The sequence below is a fragment of the Pseudoalteromonas sp. Of11M-6 genome (assembly GCF_022347905.1).
Lineage (GTDB): Bacteria > Pseudomonadota > Gammaproteobacteria > Enterobacterales > Alteromonadaceae > Pseudoalteromonas.
Genome location: NZ_JAKRFW010000005.1, coordinates 123,877 through 138,410, shown reverse-complemented (window position 1 = coordinate 138,410; position 14,534 = coordinate 123,877). Strand labels below are relative to the sequence as shown.

Below are 14,534 nucleotides of genomic sequence, written 5' to 3'. Positions count from 1 at the left end.
ACGCTCGACTTGCCGCCTAGTAATCTAGGCAAAAGTTGAGCAACAATGAACAAAGCGCACTCAGGTGAACCCAAAGGGCAGCGCTTGATTGGCATTTCTTCTGTTTAGCCCCACAAGGATGTGGGGTAAGGTGACTTCGCAGGAGCACAAAGTCTTTATCGCCTGACTCACATAGAACAACTATGCTACGCAGGCTCTGTCTTGTATAAATACCAATCAAACTGCTGCAAAAACAAACTTGAAAGATAAACAGGACCTAATACTTTTTGATGTTTTTTTTAAGTGATATAGCACTAAAAGTTTAGGTGTGATAAAAGTAATCATATTTAACTAAGTGCTATTTTTGTTTTTGGTTAAAAAGGATTGGTTTTTAGGGAAGACAAATTAATTTTCGTAGGTTTGTTTATGCCCCATAGAGCATCACACACAAGTTCGCATACCTCTATTCCGCTGATTGTAGCGCTAACAAGCGTGTTGTTATCACTGACTTTACTGAGCTTTCCAAGCAAGAGCAAACAGTCTGTAGAAACCAAAGTAACAATACTTAAGAGCGGCGCGATAAAGCATGATGCTCGCCAGACAGAATAAGAATGAAAAATTCTTATTTACCTAAAAGTATCTAATTCATACCATCACCTTACACTTTGTAACAGTTCAGAGTTCTTATATTTTATTTATTTAAAACAGATTGTTACTTTATTTTTATAGCGATATTATCAAATTTCCGCAGGCATTCAGCTTATCATCTCACCTCGATAATTTGCTTATTATTTCTAACTCGGTATAGTTTGACGTCGGTCAGAATAGTAATAATATTGCTCAGTTTATGGGCGCAGGACAAATTGGCCTTACTTCTCAGAGGCAGGTATGCAATTAATTCAGTTAAAGTCAGATGACCCACAAGTAGTCGCGGTGTTTTCTGAAATCGATAAGCTTATGAACAGCTTATATCCAATCGCAAGTGCACAGTCTTTATCAATAGAAGAAATTAACCAACCTAACGTGTATGCCGTTGGCTTACAAAATGAAGAGGGCATTGTAGCGTGCGGTGCGATTGTAAAGCAGTTTGATAAAACCTTATACGGTGAAATTAAACGCTTATACGTAAAACCTAGCTATCGAGGTAAAGGGCTTTCTAAACGTATTATGCAAATTTTGCTTCACTATGCGGGTGAAGCGCAGATCCCACTTATTCGGCTGGAAACCGGCTCTAGGCAAGCCAGTGCGATAAGTCTTTATGAGAGCTTGGGATTTGAGCGATGTGAACGCTTTGGTATGTACCGCGACAACCCGTTAAGTGTTTTTATGGCGTTATCACTAAAATCTTAATGTAGTAAAATAGGGGTTGTCAGTATCGGCCGAGATATTGGCAATTTCTGTCAGCACCATGGTGACTGGTTGGCTTTCTTGTTCTAAAACTAAACACTCCTGAGCGTCGACTATAGTCGTGTTTTTGCAGCTGCCACGCACAACTTCACCACCTTTCATCTCAATAGTAACCACTAGGCGTTTTAGGCACGCCAGCTCGATATAATCATACTGTTGGCAACTGATCATAGATAAGTTCTTATTTGAATAAAGCCACCTGCTTGTACAGATGGCTTTTCAAGCTTGGCTTATGCTTAAAGAGACTTAATTCCCATATTGTAAAGCGTAAAGCCATAAATATCGGCATACTGTTCAATCGTCTTGCTTATTGGTGTGCCTGCGCCGTGTCCGGCATTGGTTTCGATACGAATAAGCGTCGGATTCGGACCTGTGTGTTTGCTTTGTAGCTCAGCTGCAAACTTGTAAGAGTGTGCAGGTACTACGCGGTCGTCATGGTCACCTGTTGTGATCATGGTTGCTGGATAATCTACGCCAGCCTTTACGTTATGTACAGGTGAATAACCTTTCAGGTACTCAAACATCTCTTTGTTGTCTTCCGCTGTACCATAATCGTAAGCCCAGCCAGCTCCTGCAGTAAACGTGTGGTAACGCAGCATATCAAGTACCCCAACCGCAGGTACAGCCACTTTGAATAAATCTGGACGTTGCAACATCGTTGCACCTACTAACAAACCACCGTTCGAACCACCGTTAATTGCAAGCTTTTCACTTGAAGTATAATTTTCAGATACTAAGTATTCGCCTGCAGCAATAAAGTCATCAAAGACGTTTTGTTTCTGCATTTGAGTACCTGCTTTGTGCCATTTTTTGCCATATTCGCCACCGCCACGTAAGTTTGCTACAGCATAAACACCACCTAGCTCCAACCAAGCTGCACGTGTAGGGCTAAAGTAAGGCTTAAGACTGACATTAAACCCACCATAACCGTACAACAGAGTTGGGTTGTTACCATCCAGTTTCAGCCCTTTTTTATGGGTGATGATCATCGGTACGCGGGTGCCATCTTTCGAGGTGTAAAAAACCTGTTTAGACACGTAAGCATCTGAATCAAAATCTACTTTATCTGAGCTATATAATTCGCTGACGCCAGATTTTGCATCGAAAGCAAAGATAGATCTCGGGGTGTTGTAGTTAGTGAATGAGTAATAAAGTACTTTATCTTCTTCCTCACCGCTAAAGCCACTCACAGTGCCTACACCTGGAAGCGCAATGTCACGGATCAGTTTACCTTTGAAGTCGTATTGTTTTACCAATGAAATTGCATCTTTGATGTAAGTCGCAAATAGGTAACCTGAACCTGTTGAAACCGATAGTACATTGTTGGTTTCTGGGACCACATCTTGCCAGTTTTTTGGTTGTGGCTGTTTCGCATTAACTTTAACGATACGACGGTTCGGCGCATCTAAGTTCGTGCTTAGGAACAATGTGTCGCCTTCACTGTGGATCACGCTGGTATCAGAGTTGGTATGATCTAAAATTGTTACCCAGTCACTATCTGGTTTGCTTAAGTCACGAATAAATAGCTTGTTACCTGAGGTAGATACCGCAGCAGAGATCACCAAATATTTTTTATCGTCTGTTACACCACCATAAACATAGCGGTGTTTTTGCGCATCAGTGGCACCAAAAATGACCTTGTCTTGAACTTGAGGTGTGCCAATCTTGTGGTAATACACCTTATGTTGGTCAGTTTTTGCAGAAAGTTCACTGCCCTTAGGTTTATCATAGCTTGAGTAGTAAAAGCCTTCATTACCAAACCAAGAGATACCACTAAACTTCACGTCGACTAGCGTTTCACCAACCTGCTCTTTAGTCTCGGCGTTTAGCACAATCACTTTACGCCAGTCACTTCCACCTTCGGAAATTTGATAAGCCACCAATGAGGCGTCTTTACTAAAACTTAATCCTGCAAGCGATGTTGTGCCATCTTCACTCATGGTATTTGGGTCTAAAAATACCTCAGCCTCTCCACCTTCTTTTTGGCGGTACAAAACACTTTGGTTTTGCAATCCATCATTTTTGTAGAAATAGGTATAGTTGCCGTGTTTAAAAGGTTGAGAAACACGCTCGTAATCAAGTAGTTCGGTGAGGCGCTTTTCGATGTCTTTACGATATGGAATTTGCGATAAATATGCCTGTGTTGCCTCGTTTTGTGCTTTTACCCACGCTGCGGTTTCTGCACTTTTATCGTCTTCTAACCAGCGATATGGATCCGCTACTTGCGTGCCAAAGTAGTTGTCTACAACGGTGCCTGTTTTAGTGATTGGATATTTCACAGATTGTGTCAATGCCGCATTATTGGATTGTTCATTTTCGGTATTAACACATCCGACAAGCGCAAGCGCTACGGCTCCAGCTAGTATCTTCTTTATCATGGTGGGGGTTCCTATTGGTTCTTATTAGCTACGATCTTGCCGCAGTTTCTTGCGCTTTACTCAGCAATAAAACTTTTTGGTGCGGCATTTTTTATTGAGCACTTCTCAGTGTTGGGCACTAGTCGTGCTACGAGAATAGTGTGGATTTTAGTGGAGTCGGTGTATTTGTCTACAAATTGTAGACAAATACACGAGTAAGAAGGTTAAATTGAAGTTGATTTGGCGTAATTATTATTGCCTTTGCATAAATATTGTTACTTCGGCCATCACAATACCAAACTTTTCGATATAAGAGCGGTTCATAAGGGTGGTTTGGTCAAAAGACCACATCCAATCATCAAAGTGTACTTCATAACTGGTATCATCAACGGGTAGGTCCATTCTATACTGCCAATTCATTGCATTGCCGAAGGTTTCGCCTGATGCTGAGTTGAGGATATCGTCGGCGCGGCCGGTATATTTATTGCCTGCAGCTTTTGTAATAGTCCAAACTCGCGTTTGAACCCCGTCGCCGAGCAAATAGTTGAAGGACTCATCTAAAATAAGTTCAGACTTGTTGTTAATAGAGCCCTTGATATCGACAGTAAACTGTTGAACTAAGTTGCCATCTCTGTCTTGGACTATTCCCCACGCTTTTACATCACCAACAAAAAACTCGTAGGGGTCAAATTGCGGTTTAAGTGTAGCGTACTTTTTACCGTCAATCCCGGAGCTGCAAGCCGACAATAAAAGTAAGGTGAGTACTGCAAGAGTGATGCGCATTGTTTTCTCCTTAGGCCTGAGGCCTCTTTGAGTGCTATTGCTTCTATTATGTCTTGTTGAACAAAGTATTGATGTTGAAATTGAGGGAAAAGGAGCATTAACTATTCTCATTTCAGGCCCAAAAGTTCAGTTCGCATGGCAGGTTCGGAGGTTTTTTTACCGAGCCAAATATTGAAAAAGCGGGTCGTAAATTCCGAATCTTTCACTTCGCCAATAAGCTTTTTATCTTGGTAAAACTGCGTAGTTCCCTCGGGTGTTCTTACGCCAAATAGCATTGTGCCTTTAGAGACATTGGGAAAAATTTTTTCCATTTCTGCCAGCCATTGCTCACCTTGACTTGAGTTAGTAAACCCTTGTTTCTCTATCTCTTTCAGTGATCGTTTTGCTATTTCTTTGCCGTCTAGCTCGCGTAAATATCTTAATGCCAACACAAAAGGCTGATCTTGAGAGTAGACTCCTTGGGGGGCATAAAGGCTGGCATCATAAACATCCCAAAACAAATAGGTCATTCGACTTGTTTTGCCGACTTGTTGAGGGTTTTCTATAAATTGATTGACAAGAGTACTGGTGCTTGCGAACCCCTGAGTGCTGAATAGCAACATCAAAAAGGCAAAGATGACCCTTTGCATACTAACCTCGTCCTATAATAAAAATCAGTTGGCTTGTTATACGAACGAGCTGGAGAGTTTGTTCACTTTGCTGCTGCCTGAAAGGTGCTGTCATCCCCCTTTACAATTTGTTAAGCTGACTAAAACCTACATACAGGAGCCATTATGAGCCTTTCAATTCGCCCAGCAGAAGTAGCTGATGCCGCGACGATACTGCACTTTATCAACGAACTTGCAATTTATGAGAAAGAGCCAGATGCCGTGCTCAATACCGTGGAAGAAATAGAACAGAAACTGTTTGGTAAAGAAGCCAGAGCACACAGCGTTATTTGTGAACTAGATGGCGAAGCAATCGGGTTTGCAGTGTATTTCTTTAATTATTCTACTTGGCTTGGCAAGCACGGTCTTTATCTTGAAGACTTATATGTATCACAAGATAAGCGCGGTGTTGGTGCAGGTAAAGGGATAATGAAATATCTCGCAAGACTTGCACTACAAAAGGATTGCGGTCGCTTTGAGTGGGTGGTACTTGACTGGAACAAACCATCAATCGACTTTTATGAAAGCATCGGTGCTAAAGCACAAAACGAGTGGACTATTTATCGCCTAACAGGACAGGAACTCATCGATTTTGCTGAGCAAGTATAGTGAAGTTTATTAGTCTGTTGGCTATACATTATTTCAAGAGAAACCCCCCGATCTTTAACAGTTTAGCCGAGTAAACATACGTAGAATTTGTACCCAATATTTTTGGTGAAAATTGCAATGGTGATTTTTGTTAATAGAAACAGTGATATATCTTTAGAGTGTTCCCCGTACGCACGGGGCTAAATCTGAGCTACCCAGGTCTGGACCATGTGCTGGAATTCGTCCGTGAAGCAGCACCAGATGCTCACCTCATTGAGCGGTGAAACAGCGGCGATTCTAGGCTCGCCTGTAATCTCGGGGTTAAGTTATAGCCATCATTGTTAGCTAGTTATTTATCCACATGACCTAAATCACGCTCAGGATCTAACAAATCTCTCACCCTTCTTTTGAGCACTTTGGCTTCAGGAAAACCTTTATCCGCCTTTCGGCACCAAATTAACGTATTGTTATAGTAAATTTTGAATACGCCTTTACTTGCTGGCACTAACGCGACTTGTTGTAAATCGTCAGAGAAAGTTGAAAGTAACTCTTGTGCAAGCCAAGTTGCTCGCAACATCCATTGGCAAAGTACGCAGTAATGGATAGTGATGGTCGGTTTTTGCATGAATTTACGTTTTTTTGAAGGCTGTGATGGGATTCTAGCACTGTGATTTATCATATGGCTAGCTTGAAAAAAACGGGGGTCGCCCCCCGAAATTATCCAGGGAGACCTTAATTATAAGGTCAGTCTTAACGTTACGGACTATTTGTATAGTAACAACCCCTTTTGTGGCAAGTTGAAGGGTTGCCGTGACGAAAATTGGGATACTAGTGATCGCTTCTGTATTCACTCAGAGTTGCATTTAAATTGTCAATGAGGTTTTGCCTATTTAAAAACTCTAACTGGATTGCTCGGCGCTGAGTTAATGATAGATCAGGGTGCCAAATGGAGAAAATAAGTACAATCCGATCTCGGTCACTACCGTTGTGCGCTAAATGCAAATAAGAGTCGTCGAATATGGTGAGTTGATGTTCTTGCCATAAAATGCGGTTACCATCGACCTCTAAGTAACAGTCGTGGGGAATATCTATAGCCAAATGTACTGTTAGACTGTGATTGGAAAGGCCATAATGTGGAGTAATAGTTTGGCCTTTTGCTAGCTTAGAGTAAAACACTTCGTATGGGGATGCCGTCAAGCCGTAGTAAGGCACTTTCTCTAAAGCCTTTTTTAGAATAGGAAAGTGCTTTGACACCGAAACGTCTTCGATCCCCTCTTTAAAAATGGATAGTGCTTGCCAGTTGTTGCTGTTTGCAAGCTTTGGGAATACGCTTTCATACTCTTTACCCGATAAATAGGGGGTAAGGTGCGAAGATGCGGTATTAAAAGTAGCGTGAAACTCTTTAATGATGTCGGGGATCATGGTGCTAAAGCTTTCATACCATGAAAATTGCTGTGCCAGCCAGATTGGTTTTGCAGTTAGATTAGGTACGTAAAAAAGATGTGGTGCTTGAGGTGTTTCAAAGGGCTTACTACTGTATTGAACCCAGCGTCCAGACTCAATGCTTGATGCAGTACCAAGGTTTCTTTCCATACATTGCCAAGCTTTTTGAAAACGTTTAAGCGTTTGAGGAGCTGTGCTATTGGCAAGCTGAAGCCGTTTAAAGCTGCCTGTCAGTGTTTCACACAGGGCATAACATGCTAGTGCCGTATTCTCCTCGCCCTTAGTCTCTAGTAAATATCCAAGGTACAAGTAAACTAGATAATTTTTGGGCGCAAGATCAAGGCAGTGAAAGTAGGCTTTTTCACTTTCGGCTAACGCCCCAATTTGTTCTAAAATGACAGCAACACGATAGCTTAGCTCTGCACTCTGTGGGTAGGCATCGAGTAACTTTGGTAGTAATAATGGCCAACTATTTTGCGATTCGCATTCTAGGATTGGCTGTAAAAGTGTGTCAATGTTGAGAGGTTGTATCTCTTCGTTTGCCATCAAAATAATATCTCTTGTTAATTATTGATTACGCCAATATCGAGTGGCAACGTCATTCGGTAGCTATTGTCTGATGCGCTAAATGGCTGTGTTCCATGCCAAAAATAAGAGGGGAAGATCACGATTTGTCCTCGATTAGGTTTTACAGTTTTAAATGGTGGAAAATCGTAAGGAGGTGCTAGGGGAGGTCTACCAAATTCAATTACCCCATTGTTGCTATCGTCGTTTGGCGTGTTGATATATAAAACCACACTTATCCAGCCAGCGGGGTGGATATGACTCACATGGAAGCCTTGCTCTGTTAATTTGACAGACCACGAACCAGTAATTAATTTATCCTTATTTAAATGAGCCAAAAATGGGTGCTCAGGTACTAACTCTAAGTTATTGAGACATTTTTCAATATCTTGCAGTAATTGAGTTCGAGCTTTGGTGATGACTTCGATATCTCTATTAAGCAAGCCACCAGAAATTTGTGAACCATTTACTAAAGTTTGCTCACTTGGTGCTTGCTTACCTTGATGAAGCGTTAGTAAACAAGACTCTAATTCTTTAAGAAAGTCTTCACTATTTCGATAGCCGTTCGGAGTGTCTAAGGTTGTAGTAAGGACAAAGTTTGGGTTGCATAAAGCACGATGCTTTTCTTTGTCCGTGGCTTGATACACTACGCTTAGCCAAGCTAATGCAAGTTGTGAGTTAGGCTGTGCTTGCAACACGTACTCGAGTAGGGATTGTGCGGTACTAAACTCCCCAAGTTGGATTGCAAATTTTGCTTGCTCACAGATCCTGTCATAATTAACGGTTAGCTTATTGGCATCATCTAAATGTTTATAGGCAGTGTTTAGCTCATTGTTCGTGGCTGCCAAACGGCCTCTTAACGCTAGAAGCGTGGCTGATTTGTCTGCATAACCCGACTTCTGTATGCATTGCTCGCATAATGTGTACTGATTGGTGTTCCAGTAAAGTTCGGCTAGACACTCTGTAAGTTGCTGTTGATTATTGGCTGACTCTAGTGCTGTTATTAAACTGCTAGCAAAAAGCTGATGTTGCCCGCTTTGCCAATAAAGTTCGTTCAGTGCTTTATGGACGGTTGGGTTGTGTGGCGCTCGCTTCAGTGCCTGAGTGTAGGCTTGTTGTGCTGGTTCAAACTGACCATTTGCAAAAAAGCAGTCCCCAAGATTATAAAGCGGCTCGTAGTGTTCAGGGGCGCTTTGGTGAACAAACTTAAAGCATTGAATTGCTTGTTCAAATTTAGCTTGTAACTTATAGCAAAGGCCTAAATTGTGTATTGCTCGAAAAGCAACCTGAGAGTGTTGCGGTACTGATTGATAATAGCTGATCGCTTGTTTGAGGTTTCCCTTTGTTTTTTCAATGTCTCCGAGAATTTTGGTGAGTTGCCCAGAAGTATCGAGTGATTGTCCTTTCAAAGCCCACTGATAGGCCATGTCGAGGCGGTTTTGTTCGAGATAAAGAAGCGACAAGTTTTTAAGTAAATCTAGATTCTTTGGCTCAGTATTATACAGCGTAAGGTAATGAGACTCTGCTTGGTGCAAATCACCCGATAGCCAATAACATTTGGCTAAATGAGTTAAGATCTCGGTTTTAAGTGGCGCGAGCTTAGCGGCATCACTTAATGAGGTTATTGCACTTTGCCATTCGGCTAGTGACTTATAGCAAATTCCCAAAAGATAATGTAGGTCGGGGTGAGGCGAATCAGTAAACGGCTGAAGCTTCGTTAACGCTTGCTGATACTGTTTTTGTTGGAGCAATTTGAAAGCATCTTGAACTGCGATATTGATTTCGGATGTTTGCTTCATGTTATTTTTTCTTAAACGGTCAATTAGGCTGAGCTGCATACTCTTTATCTTAGTCAAACTTTATCTAGTTGCGAGCAAAGTGACGCTGCTTGAAGTTTTGTTAGGATTAATCAATCTTTCAGCGAGCTTGATTTAAAACTTAGTAACCTGCTGTGAATAAAAAAACTATTACACAAATAACTGAAAAGGGAGCCGAAGCTCCCTTGTTTTCTGTATTAGTGGATTAGAACGTGTACACAGCGCTTAAGAAGTAGCGAGGACCTATTACGTCATACAACTCTGGGAATGTATTTGCTTGCTGTTGAGCGTCACCTAGTGGTGTTGGCTCTGTGTCTAACACATTCTTGATACCAAATGTTGCTTGTAGGTGATCTGTGAAGTGGTAGCTCGCACTAAGGTCAAGGTACCATTCTGCTTTAGAAATCGGGGCGATTTCGTTAGTGCCTGAGTCGTCATCAACTTCGCTCATATATCGAACTAGCGCCGCTACGCTCAAATCACCTGAAGTCCATGTAAAGCGGTTATTACTTTGGAACTCAGGGCGTGGCGTACCACAGGTGTTACCGAATTTACCTTCACAGTAATTAGTTTCTGTGAAGCCAACGCTTGGCGTTCTAAAGAACTCATCCAAGATTGTGTTCTTAGAGTTAATGTTCAGTGTTGAACCATTTTCACCGATACCAAAGCCAAGCTCTGTGGTCCAGTTGAAGTTAACGTCATAGCCTTTGGTTCCTAGTGACGCGATGTTCGCATTTAGCGCTGTAACAAGGTCTACGTTACCGTCAGGACGACGAGTAATTGCTTGACAGAACTCTGAGTTAGGATCTTTAAGTTGGTTGTAACAAATATCTAGAATATTGTTCACGCCACCACCTAGTACATCGATTGCATCATCAATCGTGATATCAAAGTAATCGATTGTAATGTCAAAGTTTTCGGTCGGTGTAATAACAAGACCGAGAGTAACGGTTTCTGATGTTTCTTCTTTCAGGTCAGGATTACCACCGAAGCTACCTTCGATTTGCGCGTTTGCTTGCTCAAATACGCCAACTTGAGAAGCTGAAACGCCGTGAGCCTCACAAAGAGCTCTATCTGTTTTTCCTTCTACAAAACCGTCTACGCTACATGGATCGGTTGCGCTTGGGAAGCCATTTGCTGCGCCTTGGAATAGCTCTGCGATGTTAGGTGCACGAACAGATTCTTGGTAACCAGCTCGGAACGAAACGTATTCGTTTACTTTCCAGTTTATAGTTGTTGCGAATGAAGATGCATTGCCGATGTTTGAATAGTCAGAAAGACGTCCCGCAAACCAAAGTGTAATGTCTTCAGCAAATGCTGCGTCTGTTACTAGTGGGATATCAATTTCTGTGAAAATCTCATCAACGCTGTAGCTACCTACAGTTGGTTCACCAGCGTTAAAGCCAAGTACATCACCAGATGCTAAGAATTCATCAGGACGGAAGCTTGAATCATCAAAACGGCTTTCGTAGCCAATTACAAAACCAATTGGCATATCAGCAGACGGTACAGTAAATGGTAGCTCACCAGCAAAATCGATGTGGAAAATTTCTTGCTTAATGTTTGTTACGTTAGATGCCCCGACGTTGATAAAATCAATCGCTGCTTGTGAAATATTGCCTTCACCGAAGATGTTCAATGGTGCACAGCCACCTGACGTGTCTTGACATGCACTACCATCGTCAGTTACTAAAATAGCTTGTCTGAAGCGCGTTTCAGAAACGTCGTTATTAAGTAGGTTAGAGCGGTCCAGCTCAGAGCGGCTGTAGTAAGCATTGTATGCCCAGTCACCGATAAAGCCATCTACACCAACTAATAAACGCATCGCATTACGTGTATCAATCGCTTGGCGTGGACCATTTTCAACCATACGACGACCTATTGTAGCGAATGTAAAGTTACCATCGGCGTCAAGTTGACTAACCATATTGCCAGTTGGTTCACCGTCATCATCGAGTTCTGGCACCAATGCTTTCATTGCGGCTTGAACGTCTGCACCGAAGTATGGACTGTCAGGGTTAACCACCAAGCCATTTACGAACGCTGGAGTCGGAGCTAGCTGCTGCGGAACTTCGTTGCGAATGAAAGATAGTTCACTATATAAGCGTGTGTCATCATTGATGTAATAGTGTGCAAAAGAGTTAAGTGTTAGGCGCTCTTGTGGCAGTTGCAGGTAGTTATCAGGGGCATAGTTAAATGCATCGGCTGATGTATATGGTAGGCCTTCACCATTTGGACCAAAACGACCTAGAGTTGTACCGTTAGGAAGTGTAGGGCCTGCAAATATTCTTGTCCCAGGAATACCAGATGACCCACCAGGCACTAAACCTGTATCGCCTTCAGTGAGCGTTACATTAGTAAAGTCTCTGTCGCCTTGGAAGATTGATTCACGTTTGGCGTAACCGATATACACAGTAGCGTTGCCTTTACCATCGGCAAAGTTTCCACCCAAGGTGAGGTCTGTGTTGAACTTTTCCCCGTCGCCTTCTTCGGTGATGTCGTATAACGCAGAAATTTCAGCGCCTTCGAAGTCGTCTTTCAATCGAAAGTTTACAACACCTGCTAGTGCATCAGAGCCATATACCGCACCTGCACCACCGGTAATGATGTCTACACCTTCGATAAGAGAAGCTGGAATTGTGTTTAAGTCGACAACACCTGTTTGTGTTGCTGGTACCCAGCGGCGACCGTTAACAAGAACAAGGGTGCGCTCGTTACCAAGACCACGTAAGTCTACTCGCGCGGTACCATCACCAGGGTTATTTGAGCTTGGTCCGAAAGAAGGAACTGTTAGTGGTAACTCGGCAAGCTTCTGCTCGACGTTTAAGTTACCAGATATAGCAAATTCAGTACCGTCTAGTTCGATAACAGGTGTTTTTGCCGTTAACGCGACACGCTGAATACGAGAGCCCGTAATAGAAATTCTTTCGACTTCGTCATTAGCACCATCAGCAGCTTCTTCAGCTGATGCTTGAATGCTTAAACTTCCACCGATTAGGCACGCAGAAGTTATAAGCATACTTAACTTAGAACGCTTGAATTGTTTCATGATATCCCCTGATAGGTTTGTTTTGGATACCTTTGGCGAGCTTGCTAACTCATCACAAAGGCTTATTAGTATCACGAGGAGGCTATGTCGGAAGTCGGGAATATGCCAGTTGAGATACGTAAGGTGACGGAAAGTAGTGACGACAGGAGTTAAAAAAAAGATCAAATTTAATTTGCGAATTACACTGTGACAATCTATAACAATTATTTGTTAACTATTGTGAAATGAGATACAAAGTATTAGTATCTTTGTTAACCTGTTGATGTCTTTAAGGTGATGAATGAAAAAAGTGACAATCTTGATTCCCTGCTATTTGTCTGCGCTTGGCGTTGAAATGAGTACAAAGTTAAAGGAAGTCGCTGTTTGTTCCCAGTTTGTTTACTATCAAACATTTGTTGATATTTTGGAAACTATTGAGTCGGGTGAAATAGACTGTTTGTTAATAGATTCTTCGTTTGAAAGTGATCCCAAAAAGCAAGAATTGATCGCGAAAAAGTTCTCATCTGTTTCGACTATAAAGATCACTACAGATACCAAACTCAGTTCTTGTACAGTGATGTCTCTTGAAGGGCGAGATAAGACAGATACGCTTATTGAGAACATACTTCATACCGTATTCTCAAGTCCTCAGGAGCTAACCTCTGAGTACATGCCAAATCAACGACTAATAGTGAAAGACTCCGGGCATATTCATGTTATTAAAGTTGAAGAACTGGCTTGGGTTGGAGGTGCCGGTAATTATGTTGAGCTCCATTTGATAAATAGGCAGCGCTCAATACTTCATCGGGATACCATGTCTGCGATGGAAAAAAATTTAAAGATGTTTGGCTTCTCTAGGATCCACAAGTCTTCACTCGTTAATTTGAATGCAATTAGTGAACTTAAAACAAGAGATAATGGTGATTACGATGTTATTTTGGAAAATGGCGACTCACTTCATCTATCAAGGCGATATAAGCAGAATTTATCTTCTCTATTACAGTCCAACATAAGCTGACACTTTAAGTCAGCTGATGCCCTTCGCAAAGTTTACAAATTCGTTAAAAATGGAGTCCTTAATCAATCTGTCTGGTGTGAAGGCGTAGTAATTTTGGTATGCACTTTCAATTGTGCCTATAAGGTTTACATCATAATGGCGCTTCAATTCTGATTGTATTGACAGCGGAGCTGGGAAGATACCGAATCCTTGTTGGCCTAATGCTTTCATTAAAGCACTATCGTCTACATGACCAGCCACTTTAATTTCTATATTTTGCTCTTGGAGCCAAAATTGAATCGAGTTAGTTACAGGGCTGTGCTTTGCTGGAAGAATGAGCGACTGAGCTTGTAACGATTTTGGATAATTTGCACTGAGTTGCTCACTGTTTGAAGCTGAACCATATAAGCCAATTTGACTTTTTCCAATCTCGTGGCAAAAAACATTAAAAGGAAGGTGACTATCAAGTGGCTTATCTGCAAGCACGATATCGAGCTTATGCATGGCCATCTGAGCTAGCAATTCTGATTGTTGACCGTCAATACAATGTAAATTGGCAACTTGCTCATTTTCTATCAGTGGAGCAAGCCACTTTGAAACCAATGATTTTGGAATCGCATCAGAAATACCAACTTTTAATGTACGATGTATAGCTGTTGCGCCATCTTGTGTTGTCTCCAACCACTCTTTTGCAATCGAAAACATATCATCCGCATACTGTTTGGTTAAAATGCCGAAGTCAGTCAATCTGAGACCTCTTCCTTCTCTTATGAATAGAGGTTTCCCAAGGCGTGCTTCCAAACTAGATAGTTGCGCACTAATTGTTTGAGGTGTCAAATGAAGGACTTTGCTTGCACCAGCAATACTGCCTTCATTGCTTACTTGCCAAAAATAGTAAAGGTGATTGAAGTTTATATTCATATT

12 protein-coding genes are annotated in these 14,534 nt (G+C 41.9%); 3 read left to right on the top strand and 9 right to left on the bottom strand.

Annotated features, from left to right (window positions below; genetic code table 11):
- Positions 1-867 precede the first annotated feature (867 nt).
- On the top strand, positions 868-1,329 hold the full coding sequence (locus MHN32_RS04400; protein WP_239421028.1) for a GNAT family N-acetyltransferase: 462 nt from the start codon (positions 868-870) through the stop codon (positions 1,327-1,329).
- On the opposite strand, the gene MHN32_RS04395 is transcribed toward MHN32_RS04400, so the two are convergent.
- The 4 genes from MHN32_RS04395 to MHN32_RS04380 all read right to left on the bottom strand — a co-directional run bounded on the left by MHN32_RS04395 (position 1,318) and on the right by MHN32_RS04380 (position 5,155).
- Positions 1,318-1,557, bottom strand: a complete 240-nt coding sequence (locus tag MHN32_RS04395) for a Rho-binding antiterminator (protein WP_239421027.1) — start codon at positions 1,555-1,557, stop codon at positions 1,318-1,320. The two genes, MHN32_RS04400 and MHN32_RS04395, sit on opposite strands and share 12 nt — an antisense overlap.
- 65 nt (positions 1,558-1,622) lie before the next feature.
- On the bottom strand, positions 1,623-3,764 hold the full coding sequence (locus MHN32_RS04390) for a prolyl oligopeptidase family serine peptidase (protein ID WP_239421026.1): 2,142 nt from the start codon (positions 3,762-3,764) through the stop codon (positions 1,623-1,625).
- A gap of 231 nt (positions 3,765-3,995) precedes the next feature.
- Complete coding sequence (locus MHN32_RS04385; protein ID WP_235368417.1) at positions 3,996-4,526, bottom strand: DUF3833 domain-containing protein; 531 nt, start codon at positions 4,524-4,526, stop codon at positions 3,996-3,998.
- 107 nt (positions 4,527-4,633) lie between these two features.
- Positions 4,634-5,155 carry a chalcone isomerase family protein gene (locus MHN32_RS04380; protein WP_235368418.1) on the bottom strand — a complete coding sequence of 174 codons (522 nt, stop codon included), beginning with the start codon at positions 5,153-5,155 and terminating at the stop codon, positions 4,634-4,636.
- 144 nt (positions 5,156-5,299) lie between these two features.
- On the opposite strand from MHN32_RS04380, the gene MHN32_RS04375 reads away from it, so the two are divergent.
- Positions 5,300-5,782 carry a GNAT family N-acetyltransferase gene (locus tag MHN32_RS04375; protein WP_239421025.1) on the top strand — a complete coding sequence of 161 codons (483 nt, stop codon included), beginning with the start codon at positions 5,300-5,302 and terminating at the stop codon, positions 5,780-5,782.
- Between the two features lie 328 nt (positions 5,783-6,110).
- Here MHN32_RS04375 and MHN32_RS04370 read toward each other — a convergent pair whose 3' ends face one another.
- From MHN32_RS04370 to MHN32_RS04355, 4 genes are all read right to left on the bottom strand, one after another.
- On the bottom strand, positions 6,111-6,386 hold the full coding sequence (locus MHN32_RS04370; RefSeq protein ID WP_239421024.1) for a SelT/SelW/SelH family protein: 276 nt from the start codon (positions 6,384-6,386) through the stop codon (positions 6,111-6,113).
- A gap of 203 nt (positions 6,387-6,589) precedes the next feature.
- Positions 6,590-7,750, bottom strand: coding sequence for an aspartyl/asparaginyl beta-hydroxylase domain-containing protein (locus tag MHN32_RS04365; RefSeq protein WP_227388007.1), 1,161 nt, complete (start codon positions 7,748-7,750; stop codon positions 6,590-6,592).
- 17 nt (positions 7,751-7,767) lie between these two features.
- Positions 7,768-9,567 carry a tetratricopeptide repeat protein gene (locus MHN32_RS04360; RefSeq protein WP_239421023.1) on the bottom strand — a complete coding sequence of 600 codons (1,800 nt, stop codon included), beginning with the start codon at positions 9,565-9,567 and terminating at the stop codon, positions 7,768-7,770.
- Positions 9,568-9,790: 223 nt separating this feature from the next.
- Positions 9,791-12,634, bottom strand: a complete 2,844-nt coding sequence (locus MHN32_RS04355; RefSeq protein WP_174169682.1) for a TonB-dependent receptor — start codon at positions 12,632-12,634, stop codon at positions 9,791-9,793.
- A gap of 334 nt (positions 12,635-12,968) precedes the next feature.
- Between MHN32_RS04355 and MHN32_RS04350 the strand changes: the two genes are divergently transcribed.
- The gene (locus MHN32_RS04350; RefSeq protein WP_237117186.1) at positions 12,969-13,631 is read left to right on the top strand and encodes a LytTR family DNA-binding domain-containing protein; all 663 of its coding nucleotides are present in this window, start codon (positions 12,969-12,971) and stop codon (positions 13,629-13,631) included.
- A gap of 9 nt (positions 13,632-13,640) precedes the next feature.
- On the opposite strand, the gene nhaR is transcribed toward MHN32_RS04350, so the two are convergent.
- A complete protein-coding gene (nhaR, locus tag MHN32_RS04345) occupies positions 13,641-14,531 on the bottom strand; it encodes a transcriptional activator NhaR (RefSeq protein WP_239421022.1) in 891 nt (296 codons plus the stop codon).
- Between the last annotated feature and the right edge of the window lie 3 nt (positions 14,532-14,534).

Coding starts and splice junctions, on each gene's coding strand:
- MHN32_RS04385 (WP_235368417.1), bottom strand. CDS start 4,526: ATGCGCATCACTCTTGCAGTACTCACCTTACTTTTATTGTCGGCTTGC.
- nhaR (WP_239421022.1), bottom strand. CDS start 14,531: ATGAATATAAACTTCAATCACCTTTACTATTTTTGGCAAGTAAGCAAT.
- MHN32_RS04395 (WP_239421027.1), bottom strand. CDS start 1,557: ATGATCAGTTGCCAACAGTATGATTATATCGAGCTGGCGTGCCTAAAA.
- MHN32_RS04365 (WP_227388007.1), bottom strand. CDS start 7,750: ATGGCAAACGAAGAGATACAACCTCTCAACATTGACACACTTTTACAG.
- MHN32_RS04355 (WP_174169682.1), bottom strand. CDS start 12,634: ATGAAACAATTCAAGCGTTCTAAGTTAAGTATGCTTATAACTTCTGCG.
- MHN32_RS04390 (WP_239421026.1), bottom strand. CDS start 3,764: ATGATAAAGAAGATACTAGCTGGAGCCGTAGCGCTTGCGCTTGTCGGA.
- MHN32_RS04350 (WP_237117186.1), top strand. CDS start 12,969: ATGAGTACAAAGTTAAAGGAAGTCGCTGTTTGTTCCCAGTTTGTTTAC.
- MHN32_RS04360 (WP_239421023.1), bottom strand. CDS start 9,567: ATGAAGCAAACATCCGAAATCAATATCGCAGTTCAAGATGCTTTCAAA.
- MHN32_RS04370 (WP_239421024.1), bottom strand. CDS start 6,386: ATGCAAAAACCGACCATCACTATCCATTACTGCGTACTTTGCCAATGG.
- MHN32_RS04400 (WP_239421028.1), top strand. CDS start 868: ATGCAATTAATTCAGTTAAAGTCAGATGACCCACAAGTAGTCGCGGTG.
- MHN32_RS04375 (WP_239421025.1), top strand. CDS start 5,300: ATGAGCCTTTCAATTCGCCCAGCAGAAGTAGCTGATGCCGCGACGATA.
- MHN32_RS04380 (WP_235368418.1), bottom strand. CDS start 5,155: ATGCAAAGGGTCATCTTTGCCTTTTTGATGTTGCTATTCAGCACTCAG.